The sequence below is a fragment of the Ruegeria sp. HKCCA6707 genome (genome assembly GCF_013033515.1).
Lineage (GTDB): Bacteria > Pseudomonadota > Alphaproteobacteria > Rhodobacterales > Rhodobacteraceae > Ruegeria.
Genome location: NZ_WQEG01000006.1, coordinates 73,429 through 97,308 on the forward strand (window position 1 = coordinate 73,429; position 23,880 = coordinate 97,308).

Here is a 23,880-nt window from a genome sequence, read left to right on the forward strand (position 1 = left end):
GAGGGGTGCGCCATGGCTGATAATCGACCAAACGTTCTGATCCTTGGCAGTGCCCCATCCGCGATTGCGGCGCGCGACTGGTCTCGGCAGGGCTTTAGCCATATCGTTGCGATCAACAACGCTTGGCGTATTCGGTCGGATTGGGACTATCTGATCCATCCCGAGGATTTTCCGGTTGAGAACCGTCCCACAGATTTGCGACGCGGCCAGCGTATCATCACCGCTGAGGATTATGTGCCGTTACAAAACCAATTTGGCGGCTTTGTCTATGCGGGCGGCACCATGGCCTTTACGGCAGGTTATTGGGCGCTGGCCGCCTTGCGACCCGCGGTCATCGCCTTCTTCGGATGCGATATGGTCTATGCCAATAAAGGCCAAACGCATTTCTACGGAAAAGGCACGGCAGACCCTTTGCGCCGCGATGTCACGCTGCGTTCGCTCGAGGCCAAGTCAGCCCGGCTGGCGCTGTTTGGGGCCGAGCAGAACTGCCGCGTTGTGCGGCTGTCTGCCGGGGAAAGCCGATTGGTTTTGCCCAGCGTTCCAGTGGAAGATCTTTCCAGCGCCGCCATGCCCTGCACGAACGCGATGCATCTACCTTTGGCGCGTGAGGCTGAGTGCGGGTATTTCGAACCATCAGGTCGGTATTGGGAGGTTGAACACAAATTTGACCCCGCCCGGATAGATGCCATCGACAGGTTGTGGCTGGACGCTTACGACCGCTCGGGCATGGCCCGCGTGGCCTGATCCGGGGTTCGTATCTTTGCAACCGACAACTTGGCGGCGTCAAACGCATCCGCGCGTACCGGGCCATAGCCTCGGATCTCGTCCGCGCAAGAGAGTGCCTTGAACCACGTTTCCGCATTTGCATCGCTGTAGTCTTGGACCAATTGGTCCAGTAGAACGCGGTACCAATCGAGGATGCTATGGTGCAGCCGCGCCTCGCTGTGATAGCCGAACGGGTTCAATTTGCTTCCACGCAGGTTTTTCATGCGCGATAGCACGCCTAAAACGGGTTGCATCCAGGGTCCAAACGACTGTTTGCGCGGGCGGCCTTTGTCGTCGTCGCTCCAGCTGAAAACAGGCGGTGCCATATGGTAGGATATGGTTGGGTTCCCTTCGAGTTGATCTTCCAATTCACGCGCGAAATCTGCGTGCGTCATAAGACGGGCCACTTCAAATTCGTCCTTGTAGGCCATGAAACGAAACAGATTTCGGGCGACAGACCCGAGCAGAGCATCGCTTGCATCCGGGAGTGTGCGCCGTATTTGCTCCAACCGATCCGTATAAACCTGCGCATAATCCGCGTTCTGGTAGTCGGTCAGAAACGCTGCGCGGTGATCGATCACCTGTTGAAGGGTTTCTTCTGACGGCTCGGGCGTGGTGAATTGCGTCACCCGATCTGGCGCTGCGGCCATTGCGCGACCGATCGCAAAGGCCAGACGGTTCTTTTCGATGGCAACACCGTTCAGCTCAATCGCTTGTGCCAGGGCCACGTCCGAGACTGGAACTAACCCTTTTTGCCAGGCCGTGCCCAGTAGGATGACATTGGCAAAAACCGTATCGCCAAGCACCTGTTCGGCCACTGCGTTGGCGTCATAGCCCCAAAGGTTTTCTGCGCCCACAACGGAACGGATCGCCTGTTCCCGGTCATCGCAGTGCAGTTGCGCGTCGCGCCGCAAAACGAGATCCCCAGTCGGCATTTCTGCGCGGTTCAGAACAACTTGTGTCCCCACGCGGTAATGGGCGGACGCTTTTGGGGCCGAGCTGACCACGATATCGCACCCGATCACGGCATCTGCGGCGCTTTGATCAATGCGCACTTGATTCAGAGCCTCGGGCGATGCGCCCAGCCGGATATAGCTGAGCACCGTGCCGAATTTTTGCGCGAAACCGGTGAAATCCAGAACGGACGCGCCTTTGCCTTCCAGATGCGTGGCCATTGTGATCAGCGCGCCAACGGTGACAACACCCGTACCTCCAACACCTGTGACCAGCAGGTCAAAGGGCGTCTCAAGAGTAGCCAGAACAGGGTGAGGGAGGTCAGCCTCAAGCTGTGCCGCGTCAAGATCAATGCCGCGCTTTCTTCGGGTTGCACCTTTTACGGTGACAAAGCTGGGGCAGAAGCCGTTCAGGCAGGAAAAATCCTTGTTGCAAGAACTCAGATTGATCTTGCGCTTGCGACCCAACGGGGTGTCCTTGGGCTCGACGCTCAGGCAGTTCGACGCGATGGAACAATCACCACAGCCTTCGCACACCAGATCGTTGATCCAGACAAAACGATCCGGGTCCTCCATCGTGCCGCGCTTGCGACGACGACGCTTTTCCGTGGCGCAGGTCTGTTCATAGATCAGGACAGTCACTCCGGGGATGTCCCGAAGCTCGCGTTGCAGACTGTCCAGATCCGCGCGGTCGTGAAAGCTGGTTCGGGCCGGAAAGTCCGCGCTCTGGAATTTAGAGATGTCGTCAGACACCAACGCGATGCGTTCGACCCCTTCTGCCCGGCAGGTTTGCGCAATCCCGGCGACGCTGACCGGGCCATCGACCGGCTGCCCACCGGTCATGGCGACCGCATCGTTGTAGAGAATCTTGTAGGTGATATTTGTCCCCGCAGCGACAGCTTGCCGGATCGCAAGTGACCCGGAATGGTACCATGTGCCTTCGCCCAGATTCTGGAAAATATGTTTGCCACCGTTGAATTGCGAGGCGACCACATGCGGTACCCCTTCGCCACCCATCTGTGCATACCCCACGGTCTGCCGATCCATCCAGGACGCCATAACATGGCAGCCAATTCCACTGGCGGCTGTCGAGCCTTCGGGCACTTTGGTCGAGCTGTTATGCGGGCAACCCGAGCAGAAATAGGGCGTCCGCGTTGCACCCGGAACGGAAATCAGCTGCGGTGATGTGTCCGTCAGGGCCCTGGCCTTGGCGGGCAGGTTTTCCTCGGGGAAAAACGCGTTCAACCGCGCCGCCACTATGGGGGCCAGCATCAGAGGGCTCAGTTCACCTGTCCAGGGGATGAGTGGCTCACCATGGCTGTCATATTTGCCGACCATCTTGTGCGGCTTGTCGCCGGGCCAGTCGTAGAAATACTCCTTGAACTGGCTTTCAATGATCCCGCGTTTTTCTTCGACAACCAACACCTCGGCCTTGCCCTTCACAAAGCGCAGCGCATTGCGCCGGGCCAGGGGCCAGACCATGCCGACTTTGTAGATATCGATGCCCAGACGACGGCAGGCAGCCTCATCCAACCCCAGCAGACGCAGCGCCTCCATCAGGTCCAGATGGCCCTTGCCTGTGGTGACAAAGCCGAACTTGGCCTGTTCGATGTTATAGATCCGACGGTCGATCGGGTTGGCTTCGGCAAAGGCGCGCACCGCGCGCAGCTTGTGCTGAATGCGTGTCTCAATCTCGACCGAAGGCAGATCGGCACTCCGGACATGCAGACCGTTAGGGGGCAATTCAATCTGTGGTAGGGTAAAACGACGATCCGGCTGCAGCTCGACCGAGCGTGCGCTTTCGACGGTTTCCGAGATCGCCTTGAACCCGACCCAGGTGCCCGAGAAACGGGACAGCGCAAACCCGTATTCGCCGAAGGCGAGGTATTCATCGACCGAGGCCGGGTTGAGCGTTGGCATGAACCAGGACATGAACGCCACATCCGACTGATGCGGCATCGACGAACTGACGCAGCCATGATCGTCACCCGCAACCACCAGCACGCCGCCTTTCGGGGCCGAGCCGTAAGCGTTGCCATGTTTGAGAGCGTCTCCAGACCGATCTACGCCCGGGCCTTTGCCATACCACATCGAGAATATCCCCTCGGCCTCACAATGCGGGTCCAGTGTCGCTTGCTGCGCCCCCAGCACGGCGGTGGCACCCAGGTCTTCGTTGACGGCGGGCATAAAGGTGATGCGATCTGCGCGCAGCCGGTCTTTGGCACGCCACAGTTCCAGATCCAACCCGCCCAAGGGTGAGCCTCGATAGCCAGATACAAATCCCGCTGTATTCAAGCCTGCCTGCCTGTCACGTCGAGCCTGATCCATCATGATCCGCGCCAGCGCTTGTGTGCCGGTCAGAAACACGCGCCCTTTGGTCAGATCATAACGGTCCTGCAATTGGTATTTGCGGTGGTTCGGGCCATGAAAGCTCATGCGATTCACTCATTGGCTGCAACTGGGTGCGTAAGTCTAACGCCTGTCGCGCGAAGAGATTTGCCAAAATCACCAAGATTTCCTAAAATACGCGGAAAGATTATTCGAAATATATCCTTAGAAAGGGTAATTTTGCCCATATGCTGGATTTAAGTGACAAAGACCGCCGTATCATCGACCTCTTGCAGCGCGACAGTCGCATGTCGAATGCAGACCTTGCGGAAGCTGTCGGAATGTCCGCCTCGGCGCTGTGGAGGCGTGTGAAGGCGTTGGAAGACGCAGGTATCGTCGAACGCTATGGTGCCGTCGTCGACCCAGCCGCAATGGGCCTGAGTTTCGAAGCGATTGTGCATGTGCACCTGACACGGCATGACCCGGAACGGATCAAGGATTTCATGCGCTCGATCGACATCAGCCCAGAGGTGCAGGAATGCTATGCCACAACGGGGCAGGCCGACTATCATCTGCGTGTGCTGTGCAGGGATCTGGCGGCTTATAATGATTTTCTAGAAGACTTTCTCTTCCGACTACCTGCGGTTGCCAGCGCCCAGACAAATGTTGTCTTGCGCACCATCAAGCGAAATCGCCCAATTGTGCCTTAGGGGTGCACCACAAAGGTCACCCAGGCCCAGGCCATCGCGATATAGGTCAGGTTGTGCATGCATTGATCCAATCCCGCAGCGCGCCAAAACGCGGCCTGATTGGGTTGAAGCTGTTTTTTGTCTGAATAGCTGGCTTTGAAAAAATCGATATGGAAATGAACAACCCATTCAAGAGCCGCGATGACAACGATGAACTCGATCGGCGCGCGCATGATGGCAAAAACAATAACAGAGCCCACAACGTGCACAGCCGCATGTTGCGCTCGCCCGATATGGAAATATACACCGCGCCCTGAAAGCATCTTGGGCGTCTGCAAATAGTAGTCGGCGAACATGTGTTTTACGTGCAGAAGAGCTAGCAGTAAAAGCACGGTGCCAAATGTGGCAGGCAAACGGATCCTCCCAATGTCATCCCGACTCGAAGACTAGGGCGGAATGAACAGATGCGCAAATGAACTTGTTCACACGGGCAAAAATGGAGTTGTTATGCGTTTTTATTTGCGTCGCGCGATACGATTACGATAGATTCGAACTGTTGTATTCGCGTCGAAATCAGTGAGTTATACGACGAAGCAATTGCAGGGGCCGGCGCCATAGAACGCACGATCTTTCGGTTCATCTGGAAATACTCGAAGCGCGACCAGCTTATTCTTCTGGCCGTCACGTCGACGCTGTTTCCGTTGCTTTACCTGACGCTTGAGCTGCCCAAGCGGATCATCAACGACGCCATCGGTGCGTCCAGTTCGATCGTCAACGTTTGGGGCTATAGCCTGCCACAGACCACCTTTCTGGTGATCCTGTGCTTTGCCTTTCTGCTGGCTGTTCTTGCCCACGGCATCATGAAGATGCGCATCAACACCATGAAAGGGGTGTTGAGCGAACGTATGCTGCGCCGGTTTCGGTATCAGTTGACCAGCCGCGCCTTGCGATTTCCGCAGCCCTATTTTGAACGGGTCAGCCAGGGCGAAATGGTGTCGATGATCACCGCCGAAAGTGAACCGATGGGCGGGTTGATGGGCGACGCGATCAGCCAGCCGGTGCTGCAAGCTGGGCAGATGATCACGATCCTGTCCTTTCTGTTCTTGCAAAGCTTCTGGTTCGGATTGGCTGCGGTTGCGCTGATCCCGCTGCAAGCCTGGCTGATCCCCAAGCTGCAACGACAGATCAACCTGCTCAACAAGAAGCGCATTCAGGAAGTGCGTGTTCTGGCTGCGCAGATCGGTGAGAACGCCGCAGGCGCCGCGACCTTGCGGGCCAATGGCGGCTGGCGTTATCGCCGCGCCATGATCTCGGATCAGCTGGGGCGTCTGTTCGCCATCCGGTTCGAGATCTACCAGAAAAAGTTCTTTATGAAGTTCATCAACAACTTCATCTCGCAACTGACACCTTTCATGTTTTATCTGGTTGGCGGTCTGCTGGTGCTGCAGGGCTCGGTTTCGCTGGGTGCGCTTGTGGCTGCGCTGGCGGCCTACAAGGATCTCAGCTCACCGTGGAAAGAGCTGTTGGCCTATTACAACCAGACACAGGATATGGCGCTGCGCTGGGACGTGGTGATCGAGCGGTTTGCGCCCCCTGGTATGCAGGACGAAGCGTTGTTCGAAGGTGAGCCCGAAAGCCGACCGCATTTGCGGGGGGACATTCATCTCAACAATGTCTCGGTGCGGGACATGGATGGCAATCAGGTCCTCGACGATCTGAACCTGACCTTCCCCGGTGGCAAGACAATAGGTATCGCTGCGCCCAGCGAGGAAGATCGCCGCGCGGTTGCCGAGCTGCTGACCCGCGAGATTCTGCCGGGGTCTGGCAGTGTAACGATCGGTGATGTGAACCTGTCCGGCTTGCATCAGGCTGTGGTCGCAGCCCGCATCGGCTATGCGACATCTCGACCGGTGATGTTTCAGGGTTCATTGGGCGACAATGTCATGATGCCTATGCGGTTTCGACCGCAAGACAACACGTCGAACAATCCGGACTTTGCCGAAACTCTGCGTGCAGGCAATAGCAGTGATCCGTTTGAAGCCGAATGGCTGGATCCGTCGCTGGCCCATGTCGAAACAGAAAAAGAGCTGCGGGATTGGTGGTTGCAGCTGATTGATGGCATGGGGTCGGGGGCGGCGCTGTTTCAACGCGGTGCCGAACAGATGTTCGACGCCGAAGCGCGCCCCGCATTGGCCCAAAAACTGGTCGAGTTGCGGCCAAAGGTGCAGAGCGCGGTGCGTGAAGCAGGTTTGGAACAGCAGGCGTTGGTCTTTGACCAGAACACCTATAACTCTGCTTTGCCCGTGGCAGAGAACCTTCTGTTTGCCACACCTCGCGTTCCGGTCACGCAAGAGATGTTGGCCAAACAAACTGTCTTTTTAGGCCAATTGCGCGAGTTGGGTCTGGATGAAACCCTGATTGATCTGACCCGCGACGTGATCGAGATGCTTCGTCAGATCTTCGGGTTGGACGGTACAGATCACCCCTTGTTCCGCAAGTTGGGGCTTGAGGCGCAGACATATGAAACTGCCGTGGACCTGATTGACCGTACGCGCAACGAAGGTGCTGCGGGTCTCGACAATGAGCAACTGGCGAACCTGTTGGCCGTACCATTTGCGATTTCGGCGGAACAGATTGGCCCCGCCTTTACGGATGAGTTGAAGACGCGAATTCTTGAATTGCGCGCAAGCCACTCGGAAGAGCTGTTGCAACCGTTGCTGGATGTCTTTGTACCGCTCGACCCGGAAAAGGCCGCGCCCGGCTTGACCGTGATGGAAAACGCGCTGTTCGGTAAAATCAGTCAGATCGGCGGCTCACGCTCGGACGAGGTGCGCAAATTGATTGTGGATGTGTTGTCCGAAAATGGCGCGCGCCCGCTTGTGATCGAGTTGATCTTTGATGTGCCGGTTGCTTTGGGTGGTCAGAACCTGCCAGCCTTGTTCGCCGAGCCGCTGGCCTTTACCCGTGCGACGATCAAGAAACCCGATATTCTGATCCTCGACAACGCACTGGCCAGCTATGACATGCAGACACAGGTCGCTGTCTACAAGAACTTGCGCGCTTTGTTGCCCGAAACAACTGTCATATACTTGAACGATCAATTCCAGAATCCTCAGGCATTCGACATGTTTGTCGAAATCCGACAGGGTCGTGTTGTGACTGATGAGGGGCCGGGCGACGTGGAGGAAGACAGCGCATCAGCAGCCGATCTGGCGCGTAAGCTACGCGCGTTGGAGCAAACGCCTCTGTTTTCGAGCCTTGATCGCAGGCAGCTGCGGCTGCTTGCCTTTGGCGCGCAATGGTTCAACGCCAAGGCCGGAGAGGTGGTGTTTCTTAAGGATGATCAACCCACCGACGGTGCCTATGTCGTTCTGGAAGGCGAAGCAGGGCTATACCTGCCGCAACCGGACGGGCCGGATCAGTTGATCATGACTGCGGATGTCGGGTCTTTGGTCGGTGAACTGGGCCTTATCCGCAAAGAGCCGCGCGCGCTGAGCATGATCGCCGAAACCGATTTGTCCTGCCTGCGGATCGGGGAAGAGGAATTCATGGCCGTGGTCGAAAACGACTCAGCGACAGCCTTCAAACTGCTGCAGGTCATTGCGGGCTATGTTTCGAATTGAACTAGCTCAGGCGTCTGACGCACAAAACAGATCATAAAGAACTCCGATGACCTTTTTGGTCTTTTCGTCGCTCAGAGTGTAGTAGATCGTCTTGCCTTCACGCCGGGTCGATACAAGTTGTTCTTCGCGCAGACGCGCAAGCATTTGGCTTACAGCTGCCTGCCGCATTTGCAACAAGTCTTCAAGCTGGCCAACCGAACGTTCGCCGGTGATCAGATGGCACAAGATCATCAGCCGCCCTTCATGGGCCAAAGCCTTTAAATAGGTAGAGGCCTTCTGAGCGTTTTCCTTCATGTCCACGGCAGTGGCTGACGCTTGAGGGTTCAGGTCCAATGAGGGCACGTGTTTTCCGGCTGGTTGTTCATATTTGGGGCAATATGCCTCAACTCAAAGGGCAATGTCACCCCTCTGTCGCAGGAGCACCGCCTTGGAACGCGTTTCCGTCGACGTAATTGCAAGGCTCTTCCTGCATCTCAAGATGCAGCCCATCGCCGGAATAGGGGTGGGCGCGCGCAAGCTCTTCGTCCAAGTCGATCCCGAGACCAGGCGCCGTTGGCGGGGTAACAAAGCCGTTTTCCACTCGGATTGACCCCTTGATCAACCGGTCGTGGAACGGTGTTTCGATTGTCTCAAGCAGCAGCAGATTGGGGATCGAGGCCGCCAGATGGATATTGGCCGCCCATTCGACCGGGCCCGCATAAAGATGCGGCGCCATTTGCGCGTTGAACACCTCGGCCATCGCCGCGACCTTCTTCATCTCCCAGATCCCGCCCGCGCGGCCCAGGGCCGGTTGCAGGATCTCTGCCGCACCAGCCCGCAGAACAGCGCCAAATTCGGCTTTGGTGGTCATCCGCTCACCAGTGGCAACTGGGATGCGAACATTGCGCGCCACGCGGGCCATGTCTTCGATCATGTCGGGTGGGGTCGGCTCTTCGAACCAAAGAGGCGAAAAGGGTTCCAGTGCCTGCCCCAAACGGATGGCGCCCGCAGTGTTGAACTGCCCATGGGTGCCAAAGAGCAGATCAGCCTTGTCGCCTACGGCTGCGCGAATGGATTTGCAGAAGGCCACCGACATCGAAATATCGCTCATCGCAGGCATGTGCCCGCCACGGATGGTATAGGGGCCAGCCGGGTCGAACTTGACGGCGGTATAGCCGCGCTGAACCGCGTCGGCGGCGGCCTCACCAGCTTGATCCGGTGACGTCCAGAAATCGGTCAGGTTATGCTGTGGCAGGGGGTAGAGATAAGTGTAGGCGCGGATACGGTCGTTCACGCGCCCGCCCAACAGTGCATAAACCGGTCTGTCGCGATCCTTGCCCAGAATGTCCCAACAGGCGATCTCGAGCCCTGAAAACGCGCCCATTACGGTCAGATCAGGACGCTGGGTAAACCCGCTGGAATAGGCGCGGCGGAACATCAGTTCGATGTTTTCGGGGTTCTCTCCGGCCATGTGACGTTGAAACACGTCATGGATCACATGGGTCATCGCCTCGGGCCCGACCGATGAGGCGTAGCACTCGCCCCAGCCCGTGATCCCAGTGTCGGTGGTCACCTTGACCAATATCCAATAGCGCCCGCCCCAGCCAGGGGCCGGAGGAGCGGTGACGATAACGTCGAGATCCTGCAATTTCATCGCTGCTCCTTTCGGGCGTCAGCTATTGTTGAAGATAATGACGTTCCGCTTGGCTGAGCCGGATTTGGTATCTTCGATCGCATCGTTGATCTGATCCAGCTGCCACCGACCCGAGATCAACTCATCCAGCTTCAATCGCCCCTGTTCATACAGATCGATCATCCATGGGATATCGCGCTGAATGACCACGTCACCCATTTTCGAACCGATCAGGCCCTGGCCAACGGCCGCAAGGATGACCGGCTCGTAAGAGGCTTCGGCCCCGGTATGTGGCATCCCGATCATGATCGCCCGGCCTCCGCGCCCAAGATATCGGGGGGCCTGTTCATATGCGGGGATGGCACCGACGGTGATCAGCACCGCATCGGCTCCGCGCCCGCCAAGCGCCTTGTAGGCCGCTTTCCAAGGGGCCTCCAAGGTTGCTAAAACACCATGTGTTGCACCGAACTCTTTGGCGATCTCCAGCTTGTCTTCGGTCATGTCCACAGCCACGATCCGGCGGGCCCCGGCAAGATGCGCGCCCTGAATGGCGTTGAGCCCAACGCCGCCTGCACCGATTACAACCACATCCTGCCCGGGACGCACCTGTGCTGCGTTCACCGCAGCACCGACACCGGTGATGACCCCGCAAGACAAGAGACTGGCGACATCCTTGGGCATGGAAGCTGGGATCTTGACGATCTGGCGGTGGCTGACCACGACCTTTTCAGCAAAGGCTCCGCAGGCCATCGCCTGTTCCAGCGGATCGCCCTTTGCCGTGCGCAAAGGCCCTTTGACGGTGTTGTAAGGCGTTTCGCAGATCGTCGGTTTGCCACCCGCACAAGAGGGGCATGATCCACAGGCGCGGATCAGTGTGACAACCACGCTGTCAGCCAGTGCAAATTCCGAGACACCATCGCCAACGGCAGTCACCACACCAGCGGCCTCGTGGCCATAGACGGCAGGCAAGAATCCTCCCCAGGCCCCGCTCGCATACGAGATGTCAGAGTGGCAAATCGCCACTGCGTCCAACGTCACCTCGACCTCGCCCATGCCCGGCGGGGCCAGTTGGACGTCTTCGATCACCAATGGCGCGTCAAACGCATGGCATACTGCGGCTTTGATTGTTTGCATGAGCCTCCCCGCTTTGCTTTCAGCCACGGTGGACTGGCCTGTGTCGGCCTGCAAGTCCGTTTCCGTCAGGAAAAGGTCGCTTTACGTGCGGGCATGCGCCGGTCGCATGAACAGCGCCAGACCCAGACCCATCAACACCAGCGCCAACAAGAAGGGCGCGCCGGGCAGATAGAAAGGCGTATCAGGACCAATGAAGTAAGCAAATACACCGGTCATGACCAATGGCGAAACGATCATGGACAAGGCATGAAGCGCAGCCAAAACGCCCTGCAGTTCGCCTTGTTGAGAATCAGGTGTTGCGCGCGACATCATGGCTTGCAGCGCCGGGGTCACCACCGCTCCAAGCGCCGTTATGGGGATCAAAAGCAGGACGATCAGACCGTTGGTCAGAAAGGCCAATAGCACATAGCTGAAGATCTCGAACGCCATGCCGACGATGATCGTAACCCGTTCGCCCAGAATACGTGTCGCGGGCCGGATCAAACCGCCTTGCACCGCCGCCATGGCAAGCCCGTACACACCAAGTGACAGGCCGATCATCTGTGGCGACCAACCGAACCGCTCAAGCGTGAAATAGGCCCAGATGGCAGGGTAGACATAGATTGACACGGAATAGAGGAAATAGACCCACAGCGAGGGGCGAATACCGGGTAGTTCCGCTATGGCCTGCAAAGCACGGGCCGGGTGTGCGCGGCGCCACCGAAAGGGCCTGCGGTTTTCGTCTTTGACGGTTTCGGGCATGACCAGAAAACCCAACAGACAGCCCAAGGCCGAAAGCCCCGCTGCCGCCCAAAACGGTGCGCGGGTTCCGAATTCGGCAAGCACACCACCCAGAATGGGGCCCAGCACAAACCCCAAGCCAAACGCCGCACCAAGCAGGCCGAAATTTGCGGCCTTTTCATGGGGCTTCGACACATCGGCCATGAAGGCCGCAGCGGTTGAATGGGTGGCTGCAGTGATGCCGCCTACAAGCCGCCCGATCAGCAACAGCCAGATACTGCCTGCGACGGCCATGACTATATAGTCCAGCGCCATCACAAACAGCGACACCAGCATCACCCGCCTGCGCCCATACGCGTCCGAGAGGTTGCCCAGAACCGGGCCAAACAGGAATTGCATCGCAGCAAAAGCGGTGCTGAGAACGCCGCCCCAGATCGCGGCATTTGCCAAAGATCCGCCCTGAACCTCGACGATCAGTTGCGGCATGATCGGCAGAACCAGACCGATGCCCATCGCGTCGATCATCACGGTTCCGAGGATGAACACAAAAGGCAGGCGCATTCGTTTCCAGCGTTTAAGGGTTGGCGAACCCTAACTGATCAGACGCATAGCGCAATCCGGCATCTGCCTGAGCCATCACAATTCCTTGGCGATATCGTCGATGAGACCGGCAAGCTGCGCGGGGTGGGAAAAGAAGGGGGAATGCCCGCTGTCGATTGTCTTGCGCAGTTCGGGCGGAGCGCAATGGCTCATGGTTTCCTGATATTCGGTCGGAACCGTGCGATCATCCGTGGTGCGGATATAGGCCTTGGGCACGCGATCAAAACTTTCGTCCAAGGTCAGTGGAGTATCCTGAGGTAGGATCGCCTGGGGGCAGAGGCGCCCGAGCGCATAGGCGAGGATTTCGTCCGGGCAATCATGGTAAAACAAGCCTTTTACCCGATCCGGTTTCACGTAATAGGACAGCCCGTCAGCGGATTTCATGACCGCATCGCCGATCAATTGGCGTGGTGCGCGTTTGCGCATTTCGATCATCGAAAGACCCGATTGCGGGACATAGGCGCAGAGATAAACCAACCCGCGCATCGCATTTGGTGCGGCCTGGGCGGCGGCGCTGGTCGGGTAGCCACCCCAGGAATGGCCAATCACGATCGTATCGGGGCGGCAGGCCGCCAGTACCGCGTCACGGCAGCCCTCCAATGTAACGTCGGACACGGGGGTCGGGTCAGAGCCGTGGCTGGGCATGTCGATTGCGCTTGCCCTATGTCCCTGCCCGGTCAGTTCGGGAATAAGATCGCGCCAGCACCATGCCCCGTGGCACGAACCGTGGACCAACAAGAAGTTTGCCATCGCTTTACTCCCTTAGATGTGGCGGATTTCCTTGAGAAATCCGGTCAGTAGGGTTGCGTATTCTTCAGGGCGTTCGACGCAGGGCAGATGACCAGCGCGGCGCATCAGTTCGAAACGCGATCCGGGGATCAGATCAATGGTTTCGCGCACCAGATCCGGTGGGGTCGATCCATCCTCTGAACCGGCGATTCCCAATGTCGGCAGCCGCAAGCCACTGGTTGGGGTGTAAAAATCTGTGCCCGAAATCGCAGCGCAGCATCCCAGATACCCCTCGAGCGGCTGTCGGATCATCATGTTTCGCCAAAGTTCCAACTGTTGTGTGCTGCGAAACTCTTTGGTGAACCAACGCTCCATTGTGCCATCCGCCAAGGCTTCGATCCCGCCTTCTCGGGCATCGTCAATGCGGGTTTGCCAAATCGCCGGAGTGGCGATCTTCGCCGCTGTATTCGAAAGCACCATTGCGCGTATCAGGTCCAACCGCTTGACGGCCAGGCCCTGTGCAATCATCCCGCCAATGGACAGCCCGACAAAGACGCAATCCTTGACGTCGAGCAAATCCAAAAGCCGTTCGGTATCTCGCACCAACGCACCCATTGCATAGGGGCCTTTGGGCAGGCTGGACAACCCGTGCCCGCGCTTGTCGAACCGAATGAGGCGCAGGTAGCCGGGAAGGTAAGGTAGGATCGGGTCCCATAGCCGCAGATCCGTGCCCAAAGAGTTGGCAAAGACGACGGTTGGGCCGTCCGAAGGGCCGTCCACCCGATAATGGAGACTGACGTCTCCGAGAGCAGCGAGTTGCATTGGAAAATCTCCTACTCAAATGAGTCATTGTAGCCTGCACAGGTCTTTCCCGCCATAGGCTCGGCGGGGATCAGGAAAGGTGCGTCAACGCCTTGGCGAAAACGGCCGGGTCTACATTTCCACCCGATGCAACCACGATCACTGCATCGCCTTCGATCTCATCCTTGCGAAACAGCGCCGACGCCAACGAGACCGCTCCCCCGGGTTCAAGCACGATCTTGAGGCGCAGAAAGGCCAAGGCCATGGCGCGCAGGGCCTCGTCTTCGCTGACCGAAAGCCCGGTGCCGCAGAGGCGGTTGATGATTGGAAAGGTGATCTCGCCGGGTTGCGGCGTCAGGATCGCGTCGCAGATATTGCCGGATGTGGCGGCGTTGCGTTGAACCTGCCCCGAGGCCAGCGAGCGTTTCATGTCGTCAAACCCCTCAGGCTCGCAAGTGCGTGGTCGCAATCCGGGCGCATGACCCTCCAATGCCAAAGCTATACCCGCGCTGAGGCCACCTCCGCCGCAGCAGATCAGAACATCTGCCTGTGTCACACCCAGGGTTTGTGCCTGCCGGGCAATCTCAAGCCCCGTTGTGCCTTGCCCGGCAATCACGAATGGTTCGTCATAGGGGCGGATCAGCGTCAACCCGCGCTTTTGTGCCAGCGCCTCGCCGATATCCTCTCGGCTTTCCGAGGCCCGATCATAGAGCACTACTTCGGCCCCCAGAGACCGGGTATTGTCGATCTTGAGCTGTGGTGCGTCCGAGGGCATCACAATCACCGACGCTATTCCGTGTCGAGAGGCAGCATAGGCCACACCTTGCGCGTGGTTGCCCGATGAATACGCAATCACCCCGTTCTTGCGCACCTGAGGATCCAGCGCGGAAATCGCCGACCACGCGCCCCGAAACTTGAAGCTGCCGGTATGTTGCAGGCATTCCGGCTTGACCAGCACACGACGACCGGCGATTTCATCGAGAAACGGAGAGGTCAGGATCGGGGTTTCGCGCACATGGCCTTCAAGCCGTTCTGCGGCGGCTTCGATCATTTCAAGCGTGCTCATGACGTCTCCAAGATGGTGTGAATCAGGTCGACTGCCTGCGGTTCGTCCAGAAACGGCACATGGCCGCGATCTGGTATCTCGACCGACCGCAGGCCGGGATGTCTTTGGTGCATTTCGACCAGAGTGTCTGGGCTCAGCAGGTCGGAGTTCTGCCCCCGTATCAGCCCGGTGGGGATGTCGCGCAGCGCCGCGAACAGCGGCCACAGATCCGGGGCCGGGCCAGCGGCAGATTGATCAAGCAGCGCATCACGCAGTTTGGGATCATATCGCAATTGCAGCCCGTCTGGTGTTTCCAGATACTGGTTTTCGGCCTGCGTGCGCCAGCGCTCAAGCGACACGCCGGGAAACCGCGCCTCCATCACCGATTGCAGGCCCGTAGCCGCCTCGTCATAGGTTTTTGCGGCAGGGCGTTTGCCCACATAGGTCATGATCAGGGCAAGACCATTCGGATCAATCACCGGGCCGACATCGTTCAGGATGACGCACGACAGGCGGGCGGGGTGGCTGGCCGCCAGCGCCATCGCGATCAATCCACCGCGCGAGGTGCCGAGGATATTCACCTTTTCCAGTCCCAGATGATCCAGCAACTCGACCACGTCCTGAGATTCACGCAGAATGTTGTAGTTTGAATAGTCAGAGTCGAAATCCGATTGACCCCGCCCACGATAATCCATCGCGATCATCCGGTATTGGGCCAGATGCGGCGCGACAAAATCGAAATCGCGTACCGTGCGGGTCAGCCCGGCAAGACACAGAACCGGCAGGCCTGTGCCCGCGTCCTCAAAATAAATCCGCATATTGTCGGATGTGGTGAAGTGCGGCATCAGAGGCCTGCAAGTTGGGGGATCGTCGTGAGATCCGACAAAACATGTGCAGGCTTCCAGGGCAAGCGGTCCATCGGCTCGCCGGCGCGATTGACCCAGGCAGTTACAAACCCATACCCACTGGCACCGGCGGCGTCCCAGCCGTTTGAACTGACAAACAATACCTCGTCCCGGTTGCATTCGAACCGTTCCTGAACAAGGTCATAGACCCGCACATGCGGTTTGAAGACACCAACAGTTTCCACCGACAGCACATCGTCAAGCACTTCGCCGATCCCCGCTGATTGCACAGCGCCCTCCAACATCGGAGGCGAGCCATTGGACAGGATCGCTGTGTTCAGGCCACCGGCTTTCAGCGCCGATAACATGGCGGGCACTTCGGGATATGCCTGAAGCTCCCAATAGAGATCAAGAAGGCGTTGGCGTAGGGCATCGTCGCCCTCCAACCCGGTCGCCTCAAGCGCCCAGTCCAGACCATCCTGCGTGACGTCCCAGAAGTCGGCATGGGCGTCGGCGACCGCCCGCAACCATGTGTATTGCAACTGTTTCAGACGCCAATGGTTGGCCAGCGTGGGCCAGGTGTCGCTCAGCGCCTCGTTCCCCGGCTCGGCTGCGGCTTGCCGAGCTGCAGCGGCCACATCGAAGAGCGTGCCGTAGGCGTCGAATACACATGTGGTGATTGCCATCTGATCCTCCTGTGGTCGCCGGAAAGTAAGCACAATGGTTCCGGGGGTTAAAGCCCAAAGGGTTTACATTGTGCACGGGGCCACTAGGGTGCAGCGTTCCATTTTCTTCAGCCCGAGGCTTTCATGACCACAATCAAAAAAGGCGATACTGTTCGCATCCACTACACCGGCACATTGCTGGACGGAAAAGTGTTCGACAGTTCGGAAGGCCGCGATCCGCTGGAATTTGCAGTCGGTTCAAGGCAGATCATTCCCGGTCTGGACACAGCGCTGCCCGGGATGGAAATTGGAGAGAAAAAGCGCGTCGAAGTACCCTGTGCCGAAGCCTATGGCCCAATCAACCCGGCCATGCGCCAGCAAATCCCGCGCGAAGGCATTCCTGATGATATTCCGCTGGAACCAGGTACGCAGCTGCAGATTCAAACGCCGGACGGACAGGCCTTGCCTGTAACGGTGATGGAAGCGGATGAAGCCACGGTCACGCTCGATGCCAATCACGCGCTGGCCGGACAAGACCTGATCTTTGATATCGAGATCGTGTCCATCAACTGATAGGTCCGGGTCAGAGCCCTGGTATCTGACCCAACACCGGCTCGGCTAATGACCGCATATGCGGATCAGTCATCAGAATGAACACGGCCAGCAATAGGACCAGCGAAAGCAACACGATACGCGCCCGACCCCCGCGAATTCCGGGCTTGGACTTCGCTGATACGCGCGTATTGTTTGCAAGGATTTGTTCAACTTTGCTCATATCCCATTCTCTGCCCGTCAATGATGGTCAAATCTGGGCAGAGGCGGGGAAAGTTGAGGTCACATGAAGTCGGGCTGTGGCATTCCAAGGACATGGAACCCGCCATCCACGCGGATGATTTCGCCCGAGGTGCAGGCGCCCGCATCTGAGGCAAGGTAGACGGCTGTACCACCCACGGCTTCCAGTGTGGCATTCGAACGCATCGGAGCGTTTTGGTCGCAGAACTTGTAGGTTTTGCGCGCGCCCCCAATCGCTGCTCCGGCCAGTGTTTTCATCGGGCCGGGCGAGATCGCGTTCACGCGAATGCCGTCGGGGCCCAGATCATTGGCCAGATAACGGGTTGCCGATTCCAGAGCTGCCTTGGCCACGCCCATCACATTGTAATTCGGCACAACCTTGTTCGAACCCTGATAGGTCAGGGTCAGTAGCGTACCGCCGTTTTCCTGCATCATCGGATAGGCGCGACGCGCAACTTCGATGAAGGAATAGGCCGAGACATCCAGTGAATGTTTGAAATTCGCCCGCGTCGTGTTCAGAAACCGACCGGTCAGCTCGGATTTGTCCGAGAACGCGATGGCGTGAACCACAAAATCAATGGTTGGCCAGCGTGCTGAAAGTTCGCCAAACGCGCGATCCAGTGACGCATCATCTGTGACATCTGCATCCACCATGAAATCGCTGCCCAGGCTTTGAGCCAGAGGTTCCAGCCGCTTGCCAAAAGCTTCGCCCTGATAGGTGAAGGCCAGCTCTGCTCCTGCCTCGTGCATGGCTTTGGCGATGCCCCAGGCGATCGAGCGGTCATTGGCCACGCCCATGATGAGGCCGCGTTTACCCTTTAGAAGATCCGACATCACATTCACCCGTTATATTTCGAAAGGATCATGGATCCGTTGGTTCCGCCAAAGCCAAAGCTGTTGGTCATTACACTGTCCAGTCCCGCGTTTTCTTTTAGTTCCGTCGCCACTTCGCCCGGCAGGATACCTTCTGCGAGCGTTTCGACATTGATCGACGGCGTAATAAAGTCATTGTCCAGCATCAGCAGGCAGAAGATGGCTTCAAGCGCCCCTGCCGCGCCCTGCGCATGGCCCGTCATCGACTTGGTTGATGAGATCGGGGGTACGTTGCCTTCACCGAAGATGCGGCGCACAGCTTCCACCTCGCCAACATCGCCCACAGGGGTCGAGGTGCCATGGGCGTTGATATACCCAACCTTGCGCCCTTCCGGCAGGGTGGACATGGCCAGCCGCATCGCGCGTTCGCCGCCTTCGCCCGATGGGGCCACCATGTCGTGCCCGTCCGAAGTTGCAGCATAGCCGGTTACTTCTGCATAAATCTTGGCCCCACGGGCCAGCGCGTGTTCAAGGTCTTCCAGAACAACAATGCCACCACCGCCCGAGATGACGAATCCGTCGCGGTTCTGGTCGAACGCGCGCGAGGCTTTTTCGGGTGTATCATTGTATTTCGATGACATCGCACCCATCGCGTCAAACAGGCAGGACAGGGTCCAGTCCAGCTCTTCGCCGCCGCCCGCGAACATAACGTCTTGCTTGCCCAACATGATCTGTTCTGCCGCGTTGCCGATGCAATGCAGCGAAGTCGAGCAGGCTGATGTGATAGAGTAGTTGATACCCTTGATCTTGAACGCCGTCGCAAGGTTGGCGGAAATGGTCGAGCACATGCATTTCGGAACCGCAAAAGGCCCTATCCGCTTTGTCGCCCCGTTCTTGAGCACGGTCTGATGTGCAGTGAGCATAGCACTTGTCGACGGCCCGCCGGATCCGGCCACAAGACCGGTACGCGGGTTCACGACCTGATCCTCGGTCAGGCCAGCATCTGCAATCGCCTGAGACATCGCGATATAGGCATAAGCTGCACCTGGGCCCATGAAGCGCAAAGTGCGCTTGTCTATGTGTTCGGTGACGTCGATCTTCAGCGATCCGGCAATCCGGCTGCGAAAGCCATGCTCGATCATCTGTTCATTGGCCTCAATGCCAGATTTCCCGGCTTTGAGGGAGGCCAGCACCTCATCGGCATTGTTCCCGATAGCGGACACAACACCCAAACCGGTGACAACTACTCGACGCATAGGCGTGCTCCTTATTTCAGGCCGGTCCGCCTCAGGCGTCGGACAGAACGACTCTCATGTCTTTGACGTCATAAATCATTTCACCGTCGGCTTCGACAATACCATCCGCCACGCCCATCGTCAGGCGGCGAGTCTGGATCGCTTTTTTGAAATCAATTTTATACGTCAGCATCTTGCGATCCGGGCGAACCATACCGGTCAGCTTGACCTCACCCACGCCAACCGCCATGCCGCGCCCCTGCCAGCCGCGCCAGCCCAGGTTGAAACCGGTCAGCTGCCACAAACCGTCCAGGCCAAGGCAGCCGGGCATGATCGGGTTGCCGGGGAAATGGCAGTCAAAGAACCAAAGATCCGGAGTGATGTCGAATTCGGCCAGAACATGGCCTTTGCCATGCGCGCCACCATCATCGGAAATCTCGGTGATACGGTCCATCATCAGCATGGGCGGGGCGGGCAACTGCGCATTGCCAGGGCCAAAAAGCTCGCCGCGGGCGCATTTCAGCAGATCATCCTTGTCAAAGCTGCTCGGGAATTGAGCCATTCTTGCCGCCTCTCCTGCCAGGGGTCCGTTTGTTTTATCTCGCCTCGTCTAGCACCCGTATGCAAGGTCCTGCAAGAGCAGCAACGCCATTACATGCGACGCTAAGTGCATTCCCTGAGAATGATTTTCATTTGAAATCACCAAGGGAAGGTCTCTATATATAGAGTTAGCAAGAAACGGGTATCGGAACTATGACACCTCAAAGCCGTGAGATAGCGACAAATTGGCTGACAGGCGCCGGTCTGCGTCCGACGCGACAGCGTGTGGCCTTGGCCGAGCTTTTGGTCGGTGACGGTTTGCACCGGCATGTCACCGCAGAAAGCCTGTTTGAATCGGCCAAGGAAAATGGCGATGCGGTGTCACTGGCTACGGTCTATAACACTTTGCGTGCGTTCTGTGATGCGGGCGTTTTGCAAGAGATCACGGTGGACGGGTCGAAAAGCTATTTCGACACCAACACACACGATCACCCGCATTTCTTCTGGGAAGATGATGGACGGCTCAGCGATGCGCCATCGGATGAGTTGGTGATCCAAAGCCTGCCCGAAGCCCCACATGGGCTTGAGATCGCGTCCGTCGATGTCGTGATCCGTCTGCGCAAAAAGAAGTAATCCAGCTTTTTCATGATGCGCCCACGTGTTTGCGGTGGTTAGCCGTGGCGAAATAAGCTGCATTTCAAAACGCGTGTGCTGAACGCAGTTCCGGCAATGTGCGCCAGATCAAAAATAAGATTTGATCAGTTGGTATTTTCCCGTGCAGAAGAGGGCAAACTGCTTCGGAGACTCTGCCATGCCTCACCCCTTGGTCACGCAAGACATGATCGAAAGCTACCAGTCTGACGGTGTGGTGCTGGTCAAGGGCCTTTTTGCGGATCATGTCGATACATTGCGCAAAGGGGTCGCGGCCAACATGGCCGCGCCGGGCCCTTATGCATCGGACAACAAGAAGCAGGGTGAGACAGGCCTATTTTTCGACGACTATTGCAACTGGTCGCGTATTCCTGAATTCCGTCAGGTGGTTGAAAACTCTGCCGCTGCCGAGGTTGCTGCCGAGTTAATGCAATCGCGCAGTGTTCAGATGTTCCATGATCACGTGCTGGTCAAAGAGCCCGGCACCTCGATGGCCACACCATGGCATCAGGACGGGCCCTACTACTTCGTCGAAGGTCGACAGACGATCAGTTTCTGGTCTCCACTGGATCCGGTCAAGCAGGCCACGTTGCGCTGCGTTGCGGGGTCTCACCTTTGGGACAAAGAAGTGCTTCCGACCCGCTGGGTTTCCGAGGAAGGGTTCTTTGCTGACGAAGGTCAGTACATTCCGGTTCCCGACCCGGATGCCGAGGGAATGCGCGTGGTCGAGTTCGAGATGGAGCCGGGTGATGCTGTTGCTTTCAACTATCGCACGCTGCACGGGGCACGCGGCAACCAATCTGAAAGCCGCCGCCGCGCCTTTTCCCTGCGCTTGGTCGGGGATGATGCACGCTATGTCGAGCGCCCGGGCCGCACCTCACCGCCATTTCCAGGGCATGACATGATCCCCGGCCAACGCCTGCGCGAAGACTGGTTTCCGATTCTTTTGCAGCGCTAAAGGGTACGATTCCTGTTCAAAACCACTGACCGGGCTCCATCAGTCCCAGATCCAGCAACTGATCCGACCGCCATTCAAACGGGATCGAGTTGCTCCAGAGAAAGCTTGGGATGTCGAAGGTCGACCCGGCATTCGACTTGAGCGCTTTGGCCGCTCGGAATGAGCAGATTGCAGCTGTCATATTGTGATGCCACGGGCAGGCGTAGGTGTTGTATTCCGGCTCATTAAACGTGTGGTCGGGCAGGATCTTGAGGCCTTTTCGGGCTTTGAAGAGACCGATCCGGTCGATTCGCCGCCGCTCATACGGGATGTGGTCTTCAAACCGCCACCGTAGGCCGCCTGACATGTCCAATTGACGCTCGAGCGGTTGACCAGTGCCGTCGTGGCGGGTGTGGGCATAATAGCCGGTCTTGTCCATCATCGCCTGATCCGTGGCGACACCGTTGGGATGGGCCTGCAAGTCGCCAGCGTATAGGTCGACCACATGGGTCATCATCGCGTTGCGGCGCTCTTCGGTATGAAAGGCCAGCATTTCCCCGATGCTGCGAGACTCGCAATACGGGTAGAACAGGTATTCGGCGTTGTAGGCGTAATGTATCCACTGCCCCAAGGCCGCAGAGATGATCTGATTTATCGTGTCGAAAACGACCGATCGCGGCGTGCAGGTCAGGGTGACCCGATGAACCTGAGCGTTCAGATCTTCGGCCAGATCGAAGGCATCAGGCATAAAGACGGTAATGGATTTGAACCCCAGCTTGAGATAGTGGCGCAGGGTGCTGTCGAGTTCGACAGTGTCTTCGGCAAAAATCAGGGCCAAGGGGCCTTTTGCCAGCGCCTGACCTGACCTGAGATAATCCGCGAGCGTTGGGTAATGCATTGCCTGTTTTTGATTTCGTCTTGCTGGAACTTTCCGCCAAATTCGGGTATCCGCGCCAGCATTGCAAGCGGCGTTCGTTACGTATAGACGACGCCGGTCGCGCGAACGCAAAGGCTGGTCCCATGTCCGAACCCAAAAAGCTGTTTATCAAGACCTATGGCTGTCAGATGAATGTCTATGACAGCGAACGCATGGCCGAAGCGCTGGGCGGGCAGGGATATGTTGAGACCAAATCACCTGACGATGCGGATATGATCCTGCTCAACACCTGTCATATCCGCGAAAAAGCTGCGGAAAAGGTGTATTCCGAACTGGGCCGCTTCAAAGGTCTGAAGGCCGAGAAACCGGATCTGAAGATCGGGGTTGCGGGCTGTGTGGCTCAGGCCGAGGGGCAAGAGATCATGCGTCGCCAGCCACTGGTTGATCTGGTGGTGGGGCCGCAAAGCTATCACCGTCTACCCGAGATGGAGGCCAAGACGCGCACTGGCGAAAAGGCTCTGGACACGGATTTCCCCGAAGAAGACAAGTTCGAAAAGCTCAAGAACCGTCCCAAGGCCAAGCGCGGCCCGACGGCGTTTCTGACCGTGCAGGAAGGTTGCGACAAGTTTTGCGCCTTCTGCGTTGTGCCTTATACTCGCGGGGCCGAGGTCAGCCGCCCGGCCGATCGCATCATTCGCGAAGCGCAGGATCTGGTGGAACGCGGAGTGCGCGAGATCACTCTGCTCGGGCAGAACGTGAACGCATATCACGGGGCCGGACCGAATGGGGACATGACGCTGGCTGGCTTGATTTGGGAGCTCAACAAGGTCGACGGGCTTGAACGGATCCGGTTCACCACGTCGCATCCCAATGACATGACCGATGACCTGATCGAGGCGCACGGAACCTGTGACAAGCTGATGCCCTATCTGCATCTGCCGGTGCAATCTGGTTCGGACCATATTCTCAAGCGTATGAACCGCAGCCATACCGCAGAAAGCTATCTGCGTCTGATTGAACGCATTCGCGCAGCGCGGCCCGATATCTTGATGTCCGGGGACTTCATCGTTGGTTTCCCAGAAGAAAGCGACGCGGATTTTCAGGCAACCTTGGATCTGGTCGATGAGGTGCAGTACGGCTATGCATACTCGTTCAAATACTCGACCCGCCCAGGCACACCTGCGGCAGAACGGCCACAGGTCGATCCGCAAGTGGCGGATGAACGCCTGCAACGCTTGCAAGCCCTGATCACCCGCGATCAGCGCAAGATCCAGGACAGTATGGTGGGTCGAAACGTGCATGTTCTGTTTGAAAAACCCGGGCGCCAACAGGGGCAAATGGTTGGAAAATCGGAATATCTGCACGCAGTTCATGTGGCGGATGCCGATGTGGCCGTTGGCGCTTTGCGTGAGGTACGGATCACGTCATCGGGTGCAAACTCGCTTGCGGGCGAGTTGGTTTGACACCCTATGATCCGTTGGGTCAGGCAAACTACATAATAAATTAATCCTTGATTTAGGACTTGG

23 protein-coding genes are annotated in these 23,880 nt (G+C 57.8%); 7 read left to right on the top strand and 16 right to left on the bottom strand.

Going from position 1 to position 23,880, the window contains the following annotated elements; translation table 11 throughout:
- Positions 1-12 precede the first annotated feature (12 nt).
- A complete protein-coding gene (locus GOW40_RS15175; protein WP_171131652.1) occupies positions 13-744 on the top strand; it encodes a hypothetical protein in 732 nt (243 codons plus the stop codon).
- Here GOW40_RS15175 and GOW40_RS15180 read toward each other — a convergent pair.
- Positions 711-4,154: an indolepyruvate ferredoxin oxidoreductase family protein gene (locus GOW40_RS15180; protein ID WP_171231079.1), complete on the bottom strand. Its 3,444-nt coding sequence runs from the start codon at positions 4,152-4,154 to the stop codon at positions 711-713. The two genes, GOW40_RS15175 and GOW40_RS15180, sit on opposite strands and share 34 nt — an antisense overlap.
- 140 nt (positions 4,155-4,294) lie before the next feature.
- Between GOW40_RS15180 and GOW40_RS15185 the strand changes: the two genes are divergently transcribed.
- Positions 4,295-4,756 (top strand): Lrp/AsnC family transcriptional regulator, encoded by a 462-nt coding sequence (locus GOW40_RS15185; RefSeq protein WP_171100593.1) that lies wholly within the window; start codon positions 4,295-4,297, stop codon positions 4,754-4,756.
- Here the strand turns inward: GOW40_RS15185 and GOW40_RS15190 are convergent.
- Positions 4,753-5,148: a DUF3307 domain-containing protein gene (locus GOW40_RS15190; protein WP_171131648.1), complete on the bottom strand. Its 396-nt coding sequence runs from the start codon at positions 5,146-5,148 to the stop codon at positions 4,753-4,755. The genes GOW40_RS15185 and GOW40_RS15190 overlap by 4 nt on opposite strands.
- A gap of 213 nt (positions 5,149-5,361) precedes the next feature.
- On the opposite strand from GOW40_RS15190, the gene GOW40_RS15195 reads away from it, so the two are divergent.
- On the top strand, positions 5,362-8,358 hold the full coding sequence (locus tag GOW40_RS15195) for an ABC transporter transmembrane domain-containing protein (RefSeq protein WP_171131812.1): 2,997 nt from the start codon (positions 5,362-5,364) through the stop codon (positions 8,356-8,358).
- Between the two features lie 6 nt (positions 8,359-8,364).
- Here GOW40_RS15195 and GOW40_RS15200 read toward each other — a convergent pair whose 3' ends face one another.
- The 9 genes from GOW40_RS15200 to GOW40_RS15240 form a co-directional block, all read right to left on the bottom strand.
- Positions 8,365-8,652 carry a helix-turn-helix transcriptional regulator gene (locus GOW40_RS15200; RefSeq protein WP_171131810.1) on the bottom strand — a complete coding sequence of 96 codons (288 nt, stop codon included), beginning with the start codon at positions 8,650-8,652 and terminating at the stop codon, positions 8,365-8,367.
- 106 nt (positions 8,653-8,758) lie between these two features.
- Positions 8,759-9,991, bottom strand: coding sequence for a mandelate racemase/muconate lactonizing enzyme family protein (locus GOW40_RS15205; RefSeq protein WP_171131646.1), 1,233 nt, complete (start codon positions 9,989-9,991; stop codon positions 8,759-8,761).
- 18 nt (positions 9,992-10,009) lie between these two features.
- The gene (locus GOW40_RS15210; RefSeq protein ID WP_171131644.1) at positions 10,010-11,104 is read right to left on the bottom strand and encodes a Zn-dependent alcohol dehydrogenase; all 1,095 of its coding nucleotides are present in this window, start codon (positions 11,102-11,104) and stop codon (positions 10,010-10,012) included.
- Positions 11,105-11,185: 81 nt separating this feature from the next.
- Positions 11,186-12,385 carry a TCR/Tet family MFS transporter gene (locus tag GOW40_RS15215; RefSeq protein WP_171131642.1) on the bottom strand — a complete coding sequence of 400 codons (1,200 nt, stop codon included), beginning with the start codon at positions 12,383-12,385 and terminating at the stop codon, positions 11,186-11,188.
- A 75-nt stretch (positions 12,386-12,460) separates the two neighbouring features.
- Entirely contained in the window at positions 12,461-13,174 is a 714-nt protein-coding gene (locus tag GOW40_RS15220) for an alpha/beta fold hydrolase (protein WP_171131640.1), read from the bottom strand.
- A 12-nt stretch (positions 13,175-13,186) separates the two neighbouring features.
- The gene (pcaD, locus tag GOW40_RS15225) at positions 13,187-13,975 is read right to left on the bottom strand and encodes a 3-oxoadipate enol-lactonase (RefSeq protein ID WP_171131638.1); all 789 of its coding nucleotides are present in this window, start codon (positions 13,973-13,975) and stop codon (positions 13,187-13,189) included.
- Between the two features lie 70 nt (positions 13,976-14,045).
- Complete coding sequence (locus tag GOW40_RS15230) at positions 14,046-15,020, bottom strand: threonine/serine dehydratase (RefSeq protein WP_171131636.1); 975 nt, start codon at positions 15,018-15,020, stop codon at positions 14,046-14,048.
- A complete protein-coding gene (locus GOW40_RS15235; protein WP_171131633.1) occupies positions 15,017-15,844 on the bottom strand; it encodes an alpha/beta fold hydrolase in 828 nt (275 codons plus the stop codon). The genes GOW40_RS15230 and GOW40_RS15235 overlap by 4 nt, the downstream gene beginning before the upstream one ends.
- On the bottom strand, positions 15,844-16,530 hold the full coding sequence (locus GOW40_RS15240; RefSeq protein ID WP_171136569.1) for a haloacid dehalogenase type II: 687 nt from the start codon (positions 16,528-16,530) through the stop codon (positions 15,844-15,846). The genes GOW40_RS15235 and GOW40_RS15240 overlap by 1 nt, the downstream gene beginning before the upstream one ends.
- A gap of 123 nt (positions 16,531-16,653) precedes the next feature.
- Between GOW40_RS15240 and GOW40_RS15245 the strand changes: the two genes are divergently transcribed.
- Complete coding sequence (locus GOW40_RS15245; RefSeq protein ID WP_171131629.1) at positions 16,654-17,082, top strand: peptidylprolyl isomerase; 429 nt, start codon at positions 16,654-16,656, stop codon at positions 17,080-17,082.
- Positions 17,083-17,092: 10 nt separating this feature from the next.
- On the opposite strand, the gene GOW40_RS15250 is transcribed toward GOW40_RS15245, so the two are convergent.
- The 4 genes from GOW40_RS15250 to fabA are packed head-to-tail and all read right to left on the bottom strand — an operon-like array spanning position 17,093 to position 19,911.
- A complete protein-coding gene (locus GOW40_RS15250) occupies positions 17,093-17,284 on the bottom strand; it encodes a hypothetical protein (RefSeq protein WP_171100572.1) in 192 nt (63 codons plus the stop codon).
- Between the two features lie 59 nt (positions 17,285-17,343).
- Positions 17,344-18,135: an enoyl-ACP reductase gene (locus GOW40_RS15255; protein WP_171100570.1), complete on the bottom strand. Its 792-nt coding sequence runs from the start codon at positions 18,133-18,135 to the stop codon at positions 17,344-17,346.
- 5 nt (positions 18,136-18,140) lie between these two features.
- Positions 18,141-19,370, bottom strand: coding sequence for a beta-ketoacyl-ACP synthase I (gene fabB, locus GOW40_RS15260; RefSeq protein WP_171100568.1), 1,230 nt, complete (start codon positions 19,368-19,370; stop codon positions 18,141-18,143).
- 31 nt (positions 19,371-19,401) lie between these two features.
- Complete coding sequence (gene fabA / locus GOW40_RS15265; RefSeq protein WP_171100566.1) at positions 19,402-19,911, bottom strand: bifunctional 3-hydroxydecanoyl-ACP dehydratase/trans-2-decenoyl-ACP isomerase; 510 nt, start codon at positions 19,909-19,911, stop codon at positions 19,402-19,404.
- Between the two features lie 191 nt (positions 19,912-20,102).
- Here fabA and irrA point away from each other — a divergent pair, with 191 nt between their 5' ends.
- Both irrA and GOW40_RS15275 read left to right on the top strand, forming a co-directional pair.
- Positions 20,103-20,522 carry an iron response transcriptional regulator IrrA gene (gene irrA, locus GOW40_RS15270; protein ID WP_171131627.1) on the top strand — a complete coding sequence of 140 codons (420 nt, stop codon included), beginning with the start codon at positions 20,103-20,105 and terminating at the stop codon, positions 20,520-20,522.
- Positions 20,523-20,700: 178 nt separating this feature from the next.
- A complete protein-coding gene (locus GOW40_RS15275; protein WP_171131625.1) occupies positions 20,701-21,498 on the top strand; it encodes a phytanoyl-CoA dioxygenase family protein in 798 nt (265 codons plus the stop codon).
- A 16-nt stretch (positions 21,499-21,514) separates the two neighbouring features.
- Here GOW40_RS15275 and GOW40_RS15280 read toward each other — a convergent pair whose 3' ends face one another.
- A complete protein-coding gene (locus tag GOW40_RS15280; protein ID WP_171131623.1) occupies positions 21,515-22,375 on the bottom strand; it encodes a glycosyltransferase family 2 protein in 861 nt (286 codons plus the stop codon).
- Between the two features lie 122 nt (positions 22,376-22,497).
- On the opposite strand from GOW40_RS15280, the gene miaB reads away from it, so the two are divergent.
- Positions 22,498-23,817 (top strand): tRNA (N6-isopentenyl adenosine(37)-C2)-methylthiotransferase MiaB, encoded by a 1,320-nt coding sequence (miaB, locus tag GOW40_RS15285; RefSeq protein ID WP_171131621.1) that lies wholly within the window; start codon positions 22,498-22,500, stop codon positions 23,815-23,817.
- Positions 23,818-23,880 lie beyond the last annotated feature (63 nt).